Raw genomic sequence first — 15,919 nt, 5'->3', positions numbered from 1 at the left:
CGTGGTCAGTCAGTCAAGGGCACGCCAGATGGTGGCGCTTTCCGGATGGGTATCAGCAAATGCCATAAGCTGCTCATAACGGCGGCAGAAATGGCGGCACAGTTCCTCATGGTCATGATTACTGTGGTGCCAGCTACGGTGATTCAGTACCAGTGCCGTGAGGATGATCCCCGCCACTTCTCCGCTGACAGTCTGCTCAAACCAGTTGTCCGGAATGCACAGGGTCAGGCTCTCCACGTCAGGCGCCATATACCCGCCGCCTTCCGGCAGCCGGTAAAACTGCCAGAATCCCCCCTGATAGTCGGGGCAGTAACGCTGGGCGTAAGCGTACACGGATGCCTCGGACGTCATAAAATCGCCGCCAAACAAATCAGGCAGAAAAGTCAGGCGCTGCGCACCCTCAAGACGAACAACATCACAGGTCACGGTCTGGTTCATAGATCCTCCACGGTTAACATATTCTCGGTTCCGGCATCGCCGTGACGACACAGAAGACCGGCGAAAAGCGGAGGACGCAGGGGCGACGCCGCAAGCCGCAGCGCAAAGCCTTCACGGGCTGAATGCACCGTGAAGGGTGCGAACGGGTGAGGACGGAGGCGTCAGCGAACCCTTGTGGCCGATGCGGCCGGGCTACAGTGAAGTCACGGCGCATGCCGTCACCGCACGGAGCTTCAGGGGAGTTTCATTGTCCCGACGTGGCCCGCAGGGCGGCGGCGGATAAAAGCGGAAGGCACTGACATCCTTATTCGTTTTGGATGGCCACGGTTGCCGGGGGGCTCTCCCCCGGCTCGTTCTTAGGCAGCCAGCGCGTCTTTCAGCGCGTAAACATCGTTTCTTGCTTCCTTTACAGAGTCCGGTTCTGGCCGGCCAGCTTCCCAGGCCATTCCGGCCCGATGCTCCAGCTCACACTCATAGTCACGCAGGACGCGGGACAGGAGGGCTGCCGGCACGCTTACCTGGCGGTTTGCAGCTTCCCGCTGACGGGTCAAAAGGTCGCTGATGGTCAGATTAGTCACCCCCTCCTGGCGGTATTGCGTCATTTTCATCTCGCCCAGCGCCTTCATCACGGCGCGGATTTCAGCCCCGTCCGGTTTTGGCTGGGCTTCACGGCAGGCCACGCTAATCCCCTCTTCCGTCCAGATAAGCAGGACCAGGGGTTCGTCGAACGTGAACATTTTTTCAAGCTGTACACAAAGTTCTTCGCGGGTTCCGTACATTGTTTTTTTCTCTCTTGTAAGGGGTTACAGGCCGGGCATCAGCCCGGCAGGGTCAGTCAGTCCTGAAAGGTTTCGTCCAGCACCAGGGCTTCGCGGTAGGCCTCCAGAAGCAGGGTGTTGATCCGGCGCAGAGTCTGGGAGGCCATACGTTCGGTAAGCGTTGCCGCGTCGTGCCGGTGCTGCGATTCAAGGCGATTCAGCAGCATCCGCGCGTCACACATAGCATTACTGAGCGCGGCCACGTCCGCGCGCAGGGTTTCAAGGCCCGGGTAGTTCATGCCGCCTCCGGATAGTCGGGGTAGAACGCGCCGTCATTGGCTGCCGGCATCCTTCTTGCCCGTTCAACCTGCGCCAGACGGCGAACGCCGGCGGCGTGGTACTGCTCAAGCATCTCGATCCCGATGTAGCGCCGACTGGACTCGGAGGCGGCCACGCAGGTAGAGCCGCTGCCAGCAAACGGGTCAAGGACAATGGCACCCGGACGCGTGAGCGATTCAATCAGCGGGCGCAGGCTCTGCACCGGCTTCTCCGTTGGATGGTGTCGGTTGCCCGTGTATTTCCAGGGGATCACATCAGGGATGGGACGGTCCGGGGTTTGCGGCCTCCCCTTCGCCAGCAGGTAGGCGCTCTCATGGGTGTAACCCACGAACGTCGATTTTGAGGCGTAACTCTTGGCAAAGACGATATGGCCTACAACCCGGAAGCCGGCCGTTTTCCACGCATTCAGAAACAGATCCGCGCGGTTCCAGGCATAAAAGCTCACCATGAGACTGTCATTTTTCAGCACGCGGTACATTTCATGACAGGCGGGCTGGAGCCATTCGGCTGAGTTGTCACCGGCCAGGGTGCGGCCGGTACGGTCCTTATAGCCAACCAGATAAGGCGGATCGGTAAGAATAAAATCGACGACACGCGCCGGGAAACGGGACATCACTTGCACGCAGTCACCCAGAATAAAACGGGACATAGACACACTCCTCTCTGATATGCGGCACCCTCTTGCGCCGTGCCGCCACAAAAACCCGGCGGAAAGCGGAGGACGCAGGGGCGACGCCGCAAGCCGCAGCGCAAGCCTTTCAAGGGCTGAATGCGCCGTGAAAGGCGCGAACGGGTGAGGACGGAGACGACGTGAACCCTTGCGACCGTAGCGGCCGGGTTAGCGTGAAGGCACGGCGTTGAACACGCCGCCGGCTGGCGGCAATAAGGCGGAGGGAACCGACATCCTTCGGTGCCGGTTCTGGTAGCTGATGAGTCCAACAGGGTATGGCAGAAGGTTCAGTGATAATGTATTCGCGCCGTTATCTGTGACATGTGTACCTTTGATTTCAGGACACCCTCCTCCCCGGAAGGTGCCTTTTTTTCGTCAGCGCCCCTTCACCCTGTCAATGGCAAACTGTAGTGTGTCCCAGTTAAATCCGATCCCGGCATCGTGGTTGTGGTCGCAGATACGCATGGCTTCTGCAATTTCCTCTTCAGAAAGACTGTCATCGAGCGTCAGAAAATCGTCTGCCAGCCAGAACGTCCCCATACACAACGCATCCTGCGGATACTGCTGTAGTCTCGCGGTGAGCGCCGCCACCGTCACATCATCACGGCAGGCAGGAAGCGACGGCAGCACGCGATCGGCGATGTCGTTCCAACACCAGTCATCGTCCTCCGGCACAGGTTCAAGCAGGGTCTGTAATTCCACACCCGGGAGCTGTGAAAGCTGCTCCAGAATTTCGCCCAGGCAGAGTCGTTCACTGCTTGCATCCTCGCTCCCCAGGTAATGGTGGTTGATATATACGGCAAACTCGCCGTTATCGAGTTCAATACAGGTAAGTCTGAACATGGTTGTGTCCTCAGCATTCGGCACCCTCTTGCGCCGTGCCGCCACAAAAACCTGGCGGAAAGCGGAGGACGCAAGGGCGACGCCGAAGCCGCAGCGCAAGCCCATCACGGGCTGAATGCACCGTGCTGGGCGCGAACGGGTGAGGAAGGAGGCGACAGCTTCCCTGGCGGCCAAAGCGGCCGGGTTAGCGTGAAGGCACGGCGGGTAATCTTTCCGGGGAGACGTTAAACTGAGGGAGAGAAATTTCACATTAGATAAAAATGTAATTTAAATCACAAAATGACGCTTTATAATTGCTGAAAAAAATTAAGCATTTAGTTTTGACGGCAGGGATGAGATGTCACCCTGCCGTTTTTTTAGTCCTGAAGTGCACGGGGTAAGATTTAACGCACAGGAGCAGAACCAATACGTCTCAGCGCATCCTGAACTTCACGCAGCCCAAAAATATCTTCCGGCGGTTGATCCTTTCCGGCCATGCTACAGACCGTAAAGACCGCATTTGATGCGGTTAATCTCTCACGGTATAGCGCCTGCAAGGCCAGAACAATCAGCGTGCGTTCGTCACCTTTAAGTTCTTCAATTTGCATGCTTTTTCCTTCAGGTTAATGTTCATATTCATCTCCGCCCCTTTGGTTTTTTCTCGTCAAAAGCCAGGAGAACACCGAGACAAATCAACGAGGCGTAGCAGACCTGTATTGTGATTGTCACCGGCAAGGAGATGTTATCAACCAGAACGCCGGGAACCACGATGGCTACGCCTGCCAGTATCATTCCCCTGCCGATCTTTTTGACCAGATCCGGCCACTGAGATTCAGGGACATTCCGGGCGCGCAGAAAGTTGTGAATGAACTGCTCTGCCGTTCGTTTAATCACTGACATGTTTTAGTCTCCGAATGCCCGTCGCATATTTTTCTTTATCCCGGCAGTTTCAGTTCCGGATACCGGCTCGGCAGACGCTGTCGGTTTCTCCGGTACTGCTGCCTTATTCACGCCAGCAGTACCGGCCATCTGCTGAACCAGAACCTGCAGCTCGCTGATCGTGGCGGGCGGTACCGGCATGCTGGCCAGCAGACGCGGCAGCTCTGGTGCTGTCGTGTGCAGGGCCAGACCGGTGATAATCAGATTTCTCAGCAGCTCTCCACGCAGGCGGGATGACACTCCCGTCAGCACACTTTCCACCCGTTCACTGCTCCGGTCCTCCTGAAGCGTCAGGGTGTAACGCCGGCGCTGGTATTCCGTCTCCGGTGACATAGCCAGAGCCGCCACGCCGCCATCCGGCTCATCAGGAAGTCCGGAGAGTGAAGACCAAGTGCCGGAGACCAGGGCCATCACGGCGCAAAGCCGGATGGTGCTCAGTTTCCCGTCAAAAAACACCGGGATCAGCGCCGGTAAACGGGCATCAGTCTGGTACATTACCGCCCCGGCGGTGGCGGCGGTCCGGATGAAGTCACCGCGCAGGGGCTGTGAGATGGTGCTGATGGTCGCCATCGCTGCAATGTCGGTATGGTCATCGCTGTGCAGATAGAAAGAATACTGGCCGTCCGGCACGTTTAGTCCTCTTTGTTGTAAAGGGCAATCTCTCTGGCCAGCGCCAGCTGCGGATCGCCTATAACTTCAATACGGTCAGGAGCCAGAGGCCAGGCCTGACGGATAGCCTCTTCAATGAGGGACGCCCCTCCCCCGACCAGAAATACCCGGTTAACGTTCCTGAAGGCCGTCAGCTCACTGGTGACGCGCGCGCCCAGAGAGGTGATTGCCTCTGTAATTTTGCTCAGGACATCGTCAATTTTACCGGCATCGTTGATCACACGCTGCAGATACTGACGATCATTGCGGTTGCGGATGACCGTGTCAGCAATGAGCGCGCTGGTTTCGCTGTCTGCAGCACGCAGCGCGCCTGCAGTTGCACGGGTGACCTGTGACACGCCAACAGACGGATTACCGTGTACCGCACTAATATCATCAAACTGTCCAACTATCACGCCGGCATCGAGTGTGGTTCCACCGAGATCGATAATCAGGGTGGTCTCAGCTGGTCCGGGCTTCAGCTCAGCGAGACGGGAGAACGCCGCCGGCAGTGATTCCGGCATAACCTTCACATCCGTTACGGTAAATGCCCTGCCCTTGTTCAGAACCAGCTCACGCATCAGGTTTTCCCGTTTGCGTCGAATGTTCTCCTCGTTCCGCTGGCAATCACCGTCATAATACTCACTCAGGGGCAGCGTCACGGTCAGGCTCACCGGCTGCGGCTCAAGTCCACTGTTCAGCAGCGCATGATGAACGGCCAGCAGGTTGAGATCACCGTACTGATATTCCACGTTTGTTGTCGGGATCGCATCACGACTGACGCTGTCCCAGGTGTATTTCAGCGTGCCCACCTGATAGTTGAACGTTGCTGCACTGAATTCCGCCACTTTCCAGCCATGCCGGAAGGAGTTAGCAGAGACCCGGGTCTGCAGCTTGTTTCCTTCAAACCATGCCAGCTTAACATTAGTTGAACCATCATCGCAGTAAATATTCATCATTATGCTCCGTCAATTAAACTCAATTTGATACCAATTATAAGAGCAAAATGGAAAAACAAAAGTTTTATTTCTCATTATGAGCAATATAAAAACATCAAAATGATATTTTGTATCTTTTTGAGCATCTTAAGTTACTCACTATGTAAGTATCGCAGGTGATCTGGATTATCGTCTCACTGTTAAATATACTGTATACATAACCAGTATTTTTAGACGTCTGGAGGAAAGATGAAACTGCAACTTTTCAGCACCGGGAAAGAACTCCCACCACAGGCCCATCCGTTGTTTGCAGACCTGGCCAGTTGCGGTTTTCCAAGCCCTGCAGCTGACTATGTCGAGTCCGATCTGGATCTCCATGATTACTGCATACGGCATCCGAGCGCGACCTACTACCTGCGTGCCAGCGGTGACAGTATGTCCGACGGCAGCCTTTACAATGGCGATCTGCTTGTTGTGGACAGTGCAGAGAAGCCCCAGCACGGCGATATCGTTGTGGCCAGCGTGCAGGGGGAGTTTACGGTCAAACGGCTTCTGCTGACGCCACGACTGACGCTGCAGCCCATGAACGCCTCCTGGTCGCCGATTTATCCCAACCCGGACGATCTGGATATCTTTGGCGTAGTGACGCACATCATCCACCGTCCCAGGGAGATGTACTGATGTTTGCCCTGGCCGATGTGAACAGCTTTTATGCAAGTTGTGAACGTGTTTTCCGACCGGATTTGAAGGGAAAGCCGGTTGTCGTGCTCAGTAATAACGATGGCTGTGTAATCGCAAGAAGTGCCGAGGCGAAGCCCTGGATACGAATGGGTACGCCGTGGTTCCAGATAAAAAACGAGCGGTACCCGGAAAAAATAAACGCATTCTCAAGCAATTATGAACTTTATGCCTCGATGTCGGCGCGCGTAATGAATTGCCTGGAGGAGCTGGCCCCTAGAGTGGAACAGTATTCGATTGATGAGATGTTCCTCGATCTGACCGGCGTGGAGCACTGCATGGATCTGGAAGACTTCGGCCGCCAGCTGCGCCAACACGTGTATGACTGTACCCGCCTGATCATCGGCGTTGGAGCTGGACCGACGAAAACGCTAGCAAAATCAGCACAATGGGCCTCAAAAGAGTGGAAACAGTTTCGTGGTGTGCTCGCCCTGACCCGGGGGAATCCTCAGCGAACGCGTAAACTGCTTTCACTGCAGCCGGTCGAAGAGATCTGGGGCGTTGGAAATCGCATTGCACGCAAACTCAATGTACTGGGTATCAAGACCGCGCTCGATCTGGCCCTGACAAATCCGGCCTTCATCCGGAAAAATTTCTCCGTAGTTCTAGAGAGAACGGTGCGCGAACTGAACGGGGAAAGCTGCATGTCGCTTGAGGAAGCCCCACCAACAAAACAACAGATTGTCTGCAGTCGCAGTTTTGGCGAAAAGATCACGGAGTACGATTCGCTCCGCCAGGCTATCTGTCAATACGCAGAGCGGGCCTCTGAAAAACTGCGTAAAGAACACCAGTATTGCCTGCATATTTCCGTTTTCATCAAAACATCTCCGTTCGCCGTTAAAGAGCCTTACTACGGCAATGTGGCCACGGAGAAACTGCTTACCCCCACTCAGGACACTCGTGACATCATTGCAGCCGCCACGACGGCTCTGGAGCGTATCTGGAAGGATGGACACCGGTATGCCAAAGCCGGCGTTATGCTGAATGACTTTACCGGCTCCGGTATTTCGCAGTTGCAGCTGTTCGACGAACGTCCGCCACGCCCTCACAGCGCCGAGCTGATGAAAGTGCTCGATGGCATTAATCATTCCGGCCTTGGGCATGTCTGGTTTGCTGGACGAGGGATTGCGCCATCCTGGCAGATGAAACGCGACATGCTGTCCCCAGCGTACACAACCCGCTGGAAAGATATCCCCATTGCACGGATCAGTTAAATTTCGCCTTTCAGAGAGAGCCAGCAGTGCTCGCCGCAGCCGAACGACAGGGCGAAGCCCGCGAGTGAGCGAGGAAGCACCAGGGAACTAAACGGATATATTCTGCTTACGCTCAGTGTTTAATGGATATCCCACTCTGGTTTATCCACTTATCCACGGGCATATTTTTTAAAGATCTTTTTAAAGGGTTGTTAGGTTTATCTTTTTAGAATACCTCTTAGCCCTTTATTCATGCGGGTTTGAGAAGGATCTGTGTGACAATCTGCCCTTTCAGTGTGACAAATCACCCTCAAAACCCCTGTTAAAGTGTGACAGATTGCCCTTAACCCTGTGACAAATTGCCCTCATGATTTGCTGTATTCCACAAAGTTATCCCTACCTGTTGACTCTTTTTCATTTAGTGTGACAATCTAAAAATCTGTCACACTTAACACGGATCTGTCATGTCGGAAATTGCGGTTATCAACCATAAAAAACGTAAGAATAGCCCGCGTATTGTCCAGTCAAACGAATTGACTGAGGCGGCATACAGTTTATCTCGCGACCAAAAGCGTATGCTTTATCTTTTTGTGGACCAGATTAGAAAGTCTGACGGTACGCTGCAGGAGCATGACGGGATCTGTGAGATTCAGGTTGCAAAGTATGCTGAGACCTTTGGCCTTACTTCTGCGGAAGCAAGTAAAGATATTCGGCAGGCGCTAAAGGGCTTTGCCGGGAAAGAGGTTGTTTTCTACAGGCCTGAAGAGGATGCCGGAGAAGAAAAGGGATATGAATCTTTTCCCTGGTTTATTAAACGCGCCCACAGCCCATCCAGGGGACTTTACAGCGTTCACATTAATCCTTACCTGATACCGTTCTTCATTGGCCTGCAGAACCGCTTCACGCAGTTCAGGTTGAGTGAAACGAAAGAGATCACCAATCCCTATGCCATGCGCTTGTATGAATCCCTTTGTCAGTACCGTAAGGCTGATGGTTCTGGTGTGGTTTCGCTGAGAATTGACTGGATTATGGAGAGGTATCAGTTGCCGCAAAGCTATCAACGCATGCCTGACTTCCGCCGTCGCTTCCTGCAGGCCAGCGTGGATGAGATCAACAGCAGAACCCCGATGCGTCTGTCCTACATCGAGAAGAAGAAAGGCCGCCAGACCACACATATTGTATTTACTTTCAGAGATATAACGTCTATTACTTCTGAATAATCAGAGGGCTGTTTGTCACATTTTCGAGGGCAGGTCGTCACACTTTAACAGGGGTTTTGAGGGTGATTTGTCACAGAACACCATTCTGAACCCAGTAGTTGACAGGTATGTGTTATACACATTCCCATCAAAGCCTCATTTCCATTCCTCCACTGAGGGCAAATTGTCACAGATAGCTGAAGGCATTTTGTCACACATCCCTGCAATAAAATGAGTGTCGTTTGTCACAGATGGCGTGGTAGAACGTCTGTGCTCTGGGCGTGAGGGTGAATTGTCACACTTTGCCTGCGCTGAAGATATGTCTGAGCAGAACACTGTTAAACGTTTTATCTGAAGCCGCTGGCCAGCCCGGGGGATCGGTTAACAACACCCCTTCTTGCTCCATCAAACTGTGCGTATTCTTTTTGCGCGTTATATAGTCCTCGGACTCATATCCCATTGTTTCAATGATGAACGTCGTCACTGCACGTTCGTCGGCAGGTGCTACATTCAGGATGAAATCAGGATGAATTACATCCTCCACACCATCTTTGATGCTTTTCATCGTGAATAGAGGTTTGGTGAGACTAATCGTTTCTGGGTGATTTGGCTGGCGACCGGCATAACTGCTGGCATTGATGATTACCTTCAGGGTATCACGCTCCTTATTGCTGTCGACAGGTACCGGATTATCCAGCGTATAAGCAGCATGGGCGTAGCTTTCATGGCAATAAACATTACCATCCCTCCCCCTTCTATATTCAATAATCGCCCAGTAGGGAGCTCGGCTGCCGGCATTATAACTATTTTCGCCATTAATACTGACTCGTGCCTCTGGCCGGTGCGTGAAGGTTTTCCTACGAACGCTAAAGGTCACTTCTTCCCGGCTGACTTCTGTCGCTATCCCGATGATATATACGCACAGTTCTTTTTCCTCGCTGTTGATACCCTGTATTGATTCCAAATTTGTGAGCATTTCATCGATGCGATCGATGCTCAGCCAGGGTGAGCAACTGAATAATTGGCTCAGAGGTGTGCCATTTCTCATTGAGTGCTCTTCCAGCACTTCTTTTAGCCTGAAGATCGCACCTGTCAGCCCTGGACTTTGATACTCCGGAACCAGCTCAAGCTGGTTCAGGCCTGCGGCTTCAATGAGCGTCAGTAATTTTCGCCCAAGGGCCGGGACGGGTTTCAACGTTTTGCGCCTGCGCTTACGTGGCACTACCGGTCCCTCCACTGCGACCGCTCTTGCTTCCTTCTTCTTATCCGGGAGCCAGTCATCGCCTCCGACAGGGTTCAGTGGGCTGGTTTTCCCCTCCCCAACGGTGTTGTCTGCGTCTTTTTCTTTTTTTAGTCGGTACAACGGACACTGTTCGTTATGTGGCCTTGTTGTTTTTACATGGCGTAACTTGGATACGTTTACTTCACAATTAAAGGGGCCTTCTGCTTTTGGGTCCGAGTCAACACAGTCACACTTGATCCAAAGTTCTTGTCGGTCCATCTCTTCAAGAACGGCATTAACAATGCGTAAATCCGCCTGACTTGGTTTTCGACCGTTACTGAATACGTGCAGCAGGGCTTCCTTTTCAGCCAGATTCAGTTTCCGCTCAAATCTTCCTCTCGGATTTTTCTTCCGGACCAGCTCCATATAACCTCCAGCATCAAACTTACCATCTTGTTATTTTACCATGTTAACATCTTACTATCTTATTTATTTGTTATCTTACTAGATTACTATCTTACTATGTTGTTATCTTAGTTTTAATCAGTGATCATAATCTTATGAATATATAACTAATTGAAACGTATATATTTTATAGTTCTTATTGTATTAACTTGTTATCTTAATAAGATAATATGTTGCTTTTGTATCGAAACTATATCATTATCTTAATAAGTTAACATGATTGAAGGTGCAAAGATGATCATAGTTCTTGGAAGTCAAAAAGGCGGTGTTGGCAAAAGTACGCTGGCTGTTTCCATCGCGGCGTATCTTATGTCTCTTGGTAAAAGAGTTCTTATTGTTGATGCAGATGACCAGAAATCAGTATTAACCTGGTATAACAACCGTCCTGAAGAACTACCCCATATACCGGTTACAGGCGCGACTGGCAACATCAAAGCAATGTTAAAGGAACACGAAAAATCCTATGATTTTGTCATTGCAGACTGTGCTGGTCGTGATAGTGCAGAAATGCGTAGTGGATTGATGGCCGCAGATGTATTCATTTCTCCTTTGCGCCCTTCACAGATGGACCTGGATGTTGTGCCTCATACATGCTCTGTATTTACGGCAGCAAAAGATTTTAATGAGGATGTTCGAGGATATCTCGTTTTAAACATGACTCCCACTAACATGTTTGTTAATGAAGCCAATCAGGCAGCTGAAGTACTCAAGGATTACCCAGAAATGCATCTGGCAAGCTCCCGAGTATGCGATCGTAAAGCACATCGAGATGCCTGGGCAGAATCAATGACAATTTTTGAAACGCAGAACAATAAAGCTAAAGAAGAAGTTGAGGCACTGGTCAAGGAAGTTATTTTATGAGGAATCGCAGCCATACCCCTCCAAAAGACGAAGCGGCATTCATTCATGGAGGTTCTGCAGCTCTCAGTTCGACAGAAGAGTTGTCCGCTAAAAAACACACAGCAGGAAAAGCTAAGCCAGTTAGTATTTCCTTGGCTGATGAGAACTTACGTGCAATTGATGACGTTATCAGAGATGAAATGTTATCTGGACGAACAAGAGTAAATAGATCAGACGTAGTGAGAGCTGCTCTGATGGCGTTAGATCGGTTAACGAAAGAAGAACTATCTCAACTTATTGAAAAAGCGAAACTTAAGTAATGGAAAGATAACTGGTTATCTTGTTATCTTGTTATCTTGTTATCTTGTTATCTTGTTATCTAGTTATCTTGTTGCGATATTGTAAGTAATAAACCTTTTTATATTGCAACAGCGTCAGTGCCTATAGAACTGAGCGCGATGCTGGATAAAACAAAGGAGAACACTTAAAGTGAGCCGAAAAAGACGCGGTTTACTAGCAGCTACACTGAATTCACGTGCTGAGCTGTAAAGTGTCAATCAGTAACACAAGTTTGAATCGCCACGGATAATCTAGACACTTCCGAGCCGTTGATAATACTGGTTTTCATATTCTGTCGGTGACATCTGTTCGCTAGAACCATGCCGACGCTTACTGTTATAAAACATTTCGATGTAATCAAAAATATCACTGCGGGCTTCTTCCCGCGTTCCGTAGATCTTTTTCTTTATCCGTTCACGTTTCAACAACTGGAAAAAACTTTCTGCAACCGCATTATCATGGCAGTTACCGCGACGGCTCATGCTACCCTCCAGGCCGTGTGATTTCAGGAACGACTGCCACTCATGGCTTGTGTACTGACTGCCCTGATCCGAATGAACCAGCACCTGTTTTTCGGGATTACGCCGCCATACAGCCATCAGCAGTGCGTTCAGGACAATGTCCTTTGTCATCCGGGGTTGCATGGACCAGCCGATAATTTTGCGTGAGAACAGATCAACAACAACGGCAAGATACAGCCAGCCTTCGTGGGTCCTGATGTAGGTTATGTCCGTTACCCAACGCTCATCAGGAGCATCCGGATTGAACTGTCGCTGGAGCCTGTTGGGTGACACGATACTGGCCTCGCCTTTACGTGCCCGCGGGCTTCGGTATCCGACCTGAGCCTTTATTCCGACACGTTTCATCAGTCTCCAGACTCTGTTGACTCCGCACTGTTGCCCGCTGTCACGCAGATCCAGATGGATTTTGCGATAACCATAGACGCATCCCGATTCCAGCCAGAACTGTTTAATCTGTCCTGTCAGTCTCAGGTCTGCCTGATGGCGTTGTGAATGCGGCTGCTGAAGCCAGGCGTAAAAACCACTGGGATGAACATCCAGCACCCGACAGAGCAGGCGAACAGGCCAGCAACAGGAGTTGTCACGGATAAAGGCTTACCTCAGTCGGACAGCTTTGCGAAGTACGCCGCGGCTTTTTTTAATATGTCCCGTTCGTCGGTAACCCGTTTCAGCTCTTTCTGGAGACGGCGGATCTCGGCCTGAGCATCTGACTGTTCTTTATTAGTGGAAGAATCCGGACCGTACTTCTTTATCCAGGCGTAAAGGCTGTGGGTGGTGATATCGAGACGTGTTGCAACGCTGGCAACAGAATAACCGCGATCAACAACCTGTTTGACTGCTTCAGTTTTAAACTCTTCGGGATAACGCTTACCGCTCATGGGCACCTCTCTTTAAGCCATCTTAAATGACTCTGAGGTGTCTGTTAAACCCGTGGCGATTCAATTTGACTTATACAACGGAGATAATGGTGAAATAGATTGGTAAACTGGACATAAAGGTAATTCTGTCCAGTATCATTTTATGCTCCAATAAGCAATAATCAGAAAACCTCCGCAAATCAGGATTCACTAATGTACAACGATGTAATTACAGCTCTTTCAGGAGCAAGGACACTCAAAGATCACATTTCTAAGTTACAGAAAATACTGGATACGCCCCCTGTAGATCCAGCACTTGCAAGTGCGCTCAGGGCAGCTATTACTGATTTAATGCCTGAGCAAGCGCTAGCAATTAAGAAAAAACTATCTAGCCAAACAATCCGGCTGGATAACGCTCGTATAACGACTGTAAAGCAACTCCACACGTACTGTCACAAAAAGGCACTTACAGGTCTGCCACAATGGGTGATAGCCGCACAAAGCGCAGGGTGGACACCACCAACACCATAATAACAATATGGTCGCCATTACCTTTAGTATCATTTGATACCTATAAAATCTGTATTTAGTTCCTTACGCCCTATTATTCATGCTTTATTGCTCAGATGATTGGTATCAAATGATACCAATCGTTAAAATCAGCCCCCGCTGACAGCATCTGGCAGTGAGTGCTGGCTACCTATCATTAATTCCCGCACCACTTGGACGCTCCCTTCATTCTGTCCAGCATAGTGAAAATCAGAACTGAGCTATTACCACTCTTGTCTTTCCTTTGGTATCTTTCCCCTCAAGATCGTCTATCACACCTTTCGGGTTATTCACCCAACCTTCAGGGTCGTACACAAAGCAGACCAGCGTCTCACAGTACGGGTGTGCACGGTAACGGGCCATATCAATGAGCAGCTCCTCTCCAATTTTATTTGCCCCTAGAGACCGGCGAGTTTTCTTCACCTCAATGACTATCTTCTCCTTCTTCAGAAGAAAGTCCTGTCTGGATGAAGAACCTGCGAAGCTAGGCGAAGCCTCTTCGGGTCTGATGTCATCGAAATGCAGCGTCAGAAGCGCATGAACCAGATCCTGAACGTCATACTCGTCGTTCACCTCAATGGTTTTTCTGTCGTCATGTCGCTTTTTCAGCTGGCGACAGAACGCTGGAAACCTTTCAAGCACGTTAATTATCAGATCTAATCTGTCAGTTTCTTTAAATACAGGATTTGAATTCAGGGGGAGGGCATAAGCCAAGTCAGCTTTAGCTGCGTCGAAGGCCGGTTTTAATTGCATGGTAAGAACCTCATAGTTCGAGGCATAAAACCCTTTCTGAGCCTTTATAAAGTCATTATAAAAATCTGAATCTTTTCCGTAGCTGTCTTCAAGTAACTTTTTAACCCGGCCAATCCATGTCTTGTACTTTCCTGAATCAACATACATTTTGTTTACGTTCAGCATTGAGCTGAAATGCATAGATTTGGTTGATAAAACGTCCTGATAGTCTTTTTCAAGTGAGTCAAACCGTTCTGCTAAAGTCTTTTGCATCATAGTGCCGTCCATGTTTCTCTATAGCTGGATACGTCAGTGATACTCAAATTCTACCATGTTTTTCACTATCCTGACTCACACTGGACACTCAGTCAATTTCGTCCAATGCCGATAGCTACGCAGGAACTTGCCTTGTATACTAATCGGATAGTAACGTAATACAGCTAACGGTTGAGTACATGTCAAACGCGAATGATTAGGATGACTCCGCTATGTATTATTATAATCTCGATATTGACGAAAATGATGTGTTTATCTTCGAGCGATTTGACAGGAGCAATTGCAGTTCTGAGGAATGGTATTTCAATGATGACTTGTTCTTTAATCCTTCGGCCCCCACAGACGAGGAAATTGCTCTCCTTGATATGATTTATGCACACAAAACAAGTATTAAAACCGTGTGGATTGAATTTCAGGAAGTCCGTTTTCTTCAGAGCTTAAAATAAATGACAGCTCCACGCTTCCCAAATAACAAAGGTATTAAAAATGTCAGAACGTGAATTATGGTTAGCGACAGAAAACCAAATAGCCGCAAGAGCATGGAATATGATTAAAAGAATCAGTAAGTTAAACGAACCATTTGAATTAAGACCGTACCATCAGGTTCCGGGCTATATCGAATATATATTGCCATCAAGTATAGAATTTTTAGTGGTCAACAAATTCTTAGAACCACAAAATGAACTAAACATGTTTGTAAGATCGCAAAGCGGTGACGAAAGATAAACTGATATATCAGGCTCCTAAATGATCGCTTTAGCGGTCTTTCAGGAGCTTCCGGTTTAATTCCCCGCGCGGTTAGACATTCAGGTGATTCTGTCTACGTTTTTGCCCTGCCTCCGCCAGAATGACCACCACGCATGGGGTTTACCCTGAAGTGCTGCTTTTTCCTGAAGCAATTCAGCACTCACTGCCCCCTGAAGCAGTGAAACGGAGTCTCTCGCGGCATTACGGCAGGAATCAATAAGATCACTGGGCTTACTGAGCAAAATAAATTGCGATACTTTTGCCTGAGTATCAAACGCATAAACTCGTAACTCTGACGAAGAGGTAAGACTCACAATATTATGCAACCGCATATAATCGGTGTAATCCTCGCTACCCGGTTCACATGATTCATAAAGATATTTCTGCATTAGCGTTTGCGATGAAGAAAGGAAATCGATATAGCGGTCTGTTTTTTTATCTATATCCCGCAGTCGTTGAGCTAATGCTTCTTTCCTTATTTCATGACGATGTGTTAATTTCAGTGTAACCCAGCCGCCAATAATGGTGATTAACGCGCCCAGCCCGATTTTAACGGCACTGTCAGCCACATCCACCCACTCAACCGCCATCTGCTATCCCTTTTATTTCTGTGATGATCATGGCTATCAGTATAAATCCCCGGCGGATTGGACAGACAGCACTTTATGTCCAGTTAAATCAATACCTCG

Annotated in this window: 19 protein-coding genes and 1 pseudogene; 7 read left to right on the top strand and 13 right to left on the bottom strand. The window is 49.8% G+C overall.

Features of this window, described 5'->3' with window-relative positions; translation table 11 throughout:
• Positions 1-9: 9 nt before the first annotated feature.
• From KI228_RS23690 to parM, 9 genes are all read right to left on the bottom strand, one after another.
• Complete coding sequence (locus KI228_RS23690) at positions 10-438, bottom strand: antirestriction protein (protein WP_039265203.1); 429 nt, start codon at positions 436-438, stop codon at positions 10-12.
• A 356-nt stretch (positions 439-794) separates the two neighbouring features.
• A complete protein-coding gene (locus KI228_RS23685; RefSeq protein ID WP_141227230.1) occupies positions 795-1,217 on the bottom strand; it encodes a DUF1380 family protein in 423 nt (140 codons plus the stop codon).
• A 56-nt stretch (positions 1,218-1,273) separates the two neighbouring features.
• On the bottom strand, positions 1,274-1,495 hold the full coding sequence (locus tag KI228_RS23680) for a hypothetical protein (RefSeq protein ID WP_141227229.1): 222 nt from the start codon (positions 1,493-1,495) through the stop codon (positions 1,274-1,276).
• Entirely contained in the window at positions 1,492-2,184 is a 693-nt protein-coding gene (locus KI228_RS23675) for a DNA methylase (protein ID WP_039265206.1), read from the bottom strand. Before KI228_RS23675 ends, KI228_RS23680 begins: the two co-directional genes overlap by 4 nt.
• 396 nt (positions 2,185-2,580) lie before the next feature.
• Positions 2,581-3,048 (bottom strand): hypothetical protein, encoded by a 468-nt coding sequence (locus KI228_RS23670; RefSeq protein ID WP_039265207.1) that lies wholly within the window; start codon positions 3,046-3,048, stop codon positions 2,581-2,583.
• Positions 3,049-3,431: 383 nt separating this feature from the next.
• The gene (locus tag KI228_RS23665; RefSeq protein ID WP_039265208.1) at positions 3,432-3,635 is read right to left on the bottom strand and encodes a hypothetical protein; all 204 of its coding nucleotides are present in this window, start codon (positions 3,633-3,635) and stop codon (positions 3,432-3,434) included.
• 28 nt (positions 3,636-3,663) lie between these two features.
• Positions 3,664-3,927, bottom strand: coding sequence for a hypothetical protein (locus tag KI228_RS23660; protein WP_039265209.1), 264 nt, complete (start codon positions 3,925-3,927; stop codon positions 3,664-3,666).
• A 3-nt stretch (positions 3,928-3,930) separates the two neighbouring features.
• Positions 3,931-4,596, bottom strand: coding sequence for a plasmid partitioning/stability family protein (locus KI228_RS23655; RefSeq protein ID WP_039265210.1), 666 nt, complete (start codon positions 4,594-4,596; stop codon positions 3,931-3,933).
• Between the two features lie 2 nt (positions 4,597-4,598).
• Complete coding sequence (parM, locus tag KI228_RS23650; RefSeq protein ID WP_084635667.1) at positions 4,599-5,570, bottom strand: plasmid segregation protein ParM domain-containing protein; 972 nt, start codon at positions 5,568-5,570, stop codon at positions 4,599-4,601.
• A gap of 231 nt (positions 5,571-5,801) precedes the next feature.
• Here parM and umuD point away from each other — a divergent pair, with 231 nt between their 5' ends.
• The 3 genes from umuD to repE all read left to right on the top strand — a co-directional run bounded on the left by umuD (position 5,802) and on the right by repE (position 8,703).
• Positions 5,802-6,233 (top strand): translesion error-prone DNA polymerase V autoproteolytic subunit, encoded by a 432-nt coding sequence (umuD, locus tag KI228_RS23645; RefSeq protein ID WP_039265212.1) that lies wholly within the window; start codon positions 5,802-5,804, stop codon positions 6,231-6,233.
• Positions 6,233-7,504, top strand: coding sequence for a Y-family DNA polymerase (locus KI228_RS23640; RefSeq protein ID WP_039265213.1), 1,272 nt, complete (start codon positions 6,233-6,235; stop codon positions 7,502-7,504). The genes umuD and KI228_RS23640 overlap by 1 nt, the downstream gene beginning before the upstream one ends.
• A 443-nt stretch (positions 7,505-7,947) precedes the next feature.
• Positions 7,948-8,703 carry a replication initiation protein RepE gene (gene repE, locus KI228_RS23635; protein ID WP_039265214.1) on the top strand — a complete coding sequence of 252 codons (756 nt, stop codon included), beginning with the start codon at positions 7,948-7,950 and terminating at the stop codon, positions 8,701-8,703.
• A gap of 274 nt (positions 8,704-8,977) precedes the next feature.
• Here repE and KI228_RS23630 read toward each other — a convergent pair whose 3' ends face one another.
• A complete protein-coding gene (locus KI228_RS23630) occupies positions 8,978-10,330 on the bottom strand; it encodes a hypothetical protein (protein WP_039265215.1) in 1,353 nt (450 codons plus the stop codon).
• Positions 10,331-10,603: 273 nt separating this feature from the next.
• Here KI228_RS23630 and KI228_RS23625 point away from each other — a divergent pair, with 273 nt between their 5' ends.
• Entirely contained in the window at positions 10,604-11,230 is a 627-nt protein-coding gene (locus KI228_RS23625; protein ID WP_039265216.1) for a ParA family plasmid-partitioning AAA ATPase, read from the top strand.
• On the top strand, positions 11,227-11,529 hold the full coding sequence (locus KI228_RS23620; RefSeq protein WP_039265217.1) for a hypothetical protein: 303 nt from the start codon (positions 11,227-11,229) through the stop codon (positions 11,527-11,529). Before KI228_RS23625 ends, KI228_RS23620 begins: the two co-directional genes overlap by 4 nt.
• A gap of 270 nt (positions 11,530-11,799) precedes the next feature.
• Here the strand turns inward: KI228_RS23620 and KI228_RS23615 are convergent.
• A pseudogene (locus KI228_RS23615) lies at positions 11,800-12,947 on the bottom strand (IS3 family transposase).
• Between the two features lie 192 nt (positions 12,948-13,139).
• Between KI228_RS23615 and KI228_RS23610 the strand changes: the two are divergent.
• On the top strand, positions 13,140-13,457 hold the full coding sequence (locus KI228_RS23610; protein ID WP_141227228.1) for a hypothetical protein: 318 nt from the start codon (positions 13,140-13,142) through the stop codon (positions 13,455-13,457).
• A gap of 228 nt (positions 13,458-13,685) precedes the next feature.
• On the opposite strand, the gene KI228_RS23605 is transcribed toward KI228_RS23610, so the two are convergent.
• Positions 13,686-14,483: a PD-(D/E)XK nuclease domain-containing protein gene (locus KI228_RS23605; protein ID WP_039265229.1), complete on the bottom strand. Its 798-nt coding sequence runs from the start codon at positions 14,481-14,483 to the stop codon at positions 13,686-13,688.
• A gap of 486 nt (positions 14,484-14,969) precedes the next feature.
• On the opposite strand from KI228_RS23605, the gene KI228_RS23600 reads away from it, so the two are divergent.
• Complete coding sequence (locus KI228_RS23600) at positions 14,970-15,209, top strand: hypothetical protein (RefSeq protein ID WP_141227227.1); 240 nt, start codon at positions 14,970-14,972, stop codon at positions 15,207-15,209.
• Between the two features lie 80 nt (positions 15,210-15,289).
• Here the strand turns inward: KI228_RS23600 and KI228_RS23595 are convergent, their stop codons facing one another.
• Entirely contained in the window at positions 15,290-15,820 is a 531-nt protein-coding gene (locus KI228_RS23595; protein ID WP_039265231.1) for a hypothetical protein, read from the bottom strand.
• Between the last annotated feature and the right edge of the window lie 99 nt (positions 15,821-15,919).

It is taken from the genome of Citrobacter amalonaticus, assembly GCF_018323885.1.
Lineage (GTDB): Bacteria > Pseudomonadota > Gammaproteobacteria > Enterobacterales > Enterobacteriaceae > Citrobacter_A > Citrobacter_A amalonaticus.
This window is presented reverse-complemented; position numbering and strand designations above follow the sequence as displayed.

What these genes read in the sequence shown, in the direction of transcription:
- KI228_RS23690 (WP_039265203.1), bottom strand. Translation starts at nt 438, where the DNA reads ATGAACCAGACCGTGACCTGTGATGTTGTTCGTCTTGAGGGTGCGCAG.
- KI228_RS23685 (WP_141227230.1), bottom strand. Translation starts at nt 1,217, where the DNA reads ATGTACGGAACCCGCGAAGAACTTTGTGTACAGCTTGAAAAAATGTTC.
- KI228_RS23680 (WP_141227229.1), bottom strand. Translation starts at nt 1,495, where the DNA reads ATGAACTACCCGGGCCTTGAAACCCTGCGCGCGGACGTGGCCGCGCTC.
- KI228_RS23675 (WP_039265206.1), bottom strand. Translation starts at nt 2,184, where the DNA reads ATGTCCCGTTTTATTCTGGGTGACTGCGTGCAAGTGATGTCCCGTTTC.
- KI228_RS23670 (WP_039265207.1), bottom strand. Translation starts at nt 3,048, where the DNA reads ATGTTCAGACTTACCTGTATTGAACTCGATAACGGCGAGTTTGCCGTA.
- KI228_RS23665 (WP_039265208.1), bottom strand. Translation starts at nt 3,635, where the DNA reads ATGCAAATTGAAGAACTTAAAGGTGACGAACGCACGCTGATTGTTCTG.
- KI228_RS23660 (WP_039265209.1), bottom strand. Translation starts at nt 3,927, where the DNA reads ATGTCAGTGATTAAACGAACGGCAGAGCAGTTCATTCACAACTTTCTG.
- parM (WP_084635667.1), bottom strand. Translation starts at nt 5,570, where the DNA reads ATGAATATTTACTGCGATGATGGTTCAACTAATGTTAAGCTGGCATGG.
- umuD (WP_039265212.1), top strand. Translation starts at nt 5,802, where the DNA reads ATGAAACTGCAACTTTTCAGCACCGGGAAAGAACTCCCACCACAGGCC.
- KI228_RS23640 (WP_039265213.1), top strand. Translation starts at nt 6,233, where the DNA reads ATGTTTGCCCTGGCCGATGTGAACAGCTTTTATGCAAGTTGTGAACGT.
- repE (WP_039265214.1), top strand. Translation starts at nt 7,948, where the DNA reads ATGTCGGAAATTGCGGTTATCAACCATAAAAAACGTAAGAATAGCCCG.
- KI228_RS23630 (WP_039265215.1), bottom strand. Translation starts at nt 10,330, where the DNA reads ATGGAGCTGGTCCGGAAGAAAAATCCGAGAGGAAGATTTGAGCGGAAA.
- KI228_RS23625 (WP_039265216.1), top strand. Translation starts at nt 10,604, where the DNA reads ATGATCATAGTTCTTGGAAGTCAAAAAGGCGGTGTTGGCAAAAGTACG.
- KI228_RS23620 (WP_039265217.1), top strand. Translation starts at nt 11,227, where the DNA reads ATGAGGAATCGCAGCCATACCCCTCCAAAAGACGAAGCGGCATTCATT.
- KI228_RS23610 (WP_141227228.1), top strand. Translation starts at nt 13,140, where the DNA reads ATGTACAACGATGTAATTACAGCTCTTTCAGGAGCAAGGACACTCAAA.
- KI228_RS23605 (WP_039265229.1), bottom strand. Translation starts at nt 14,483, where the DNA reads ATGATGCAAAAGACTTTAGCAGAACGGTTTGACTCACTTGAAAAAGAC.
- KI228_RS23600 (WP_141227227.1), top strand. Translation starts at nt 14,970, where the DNA reads ATGTCAGAACGTGAATTATGGTTAGCGACAGAAAACCAAATAGCCGCA.
- KI228_RS23595 (WP_039265231.1), bottom strand. Translation starts at nt 15,820, where the DNA reads ATGGCGGTTGAGTGGGTGGATGTGGCTGACAGTGCCGTTAAAATCGGG.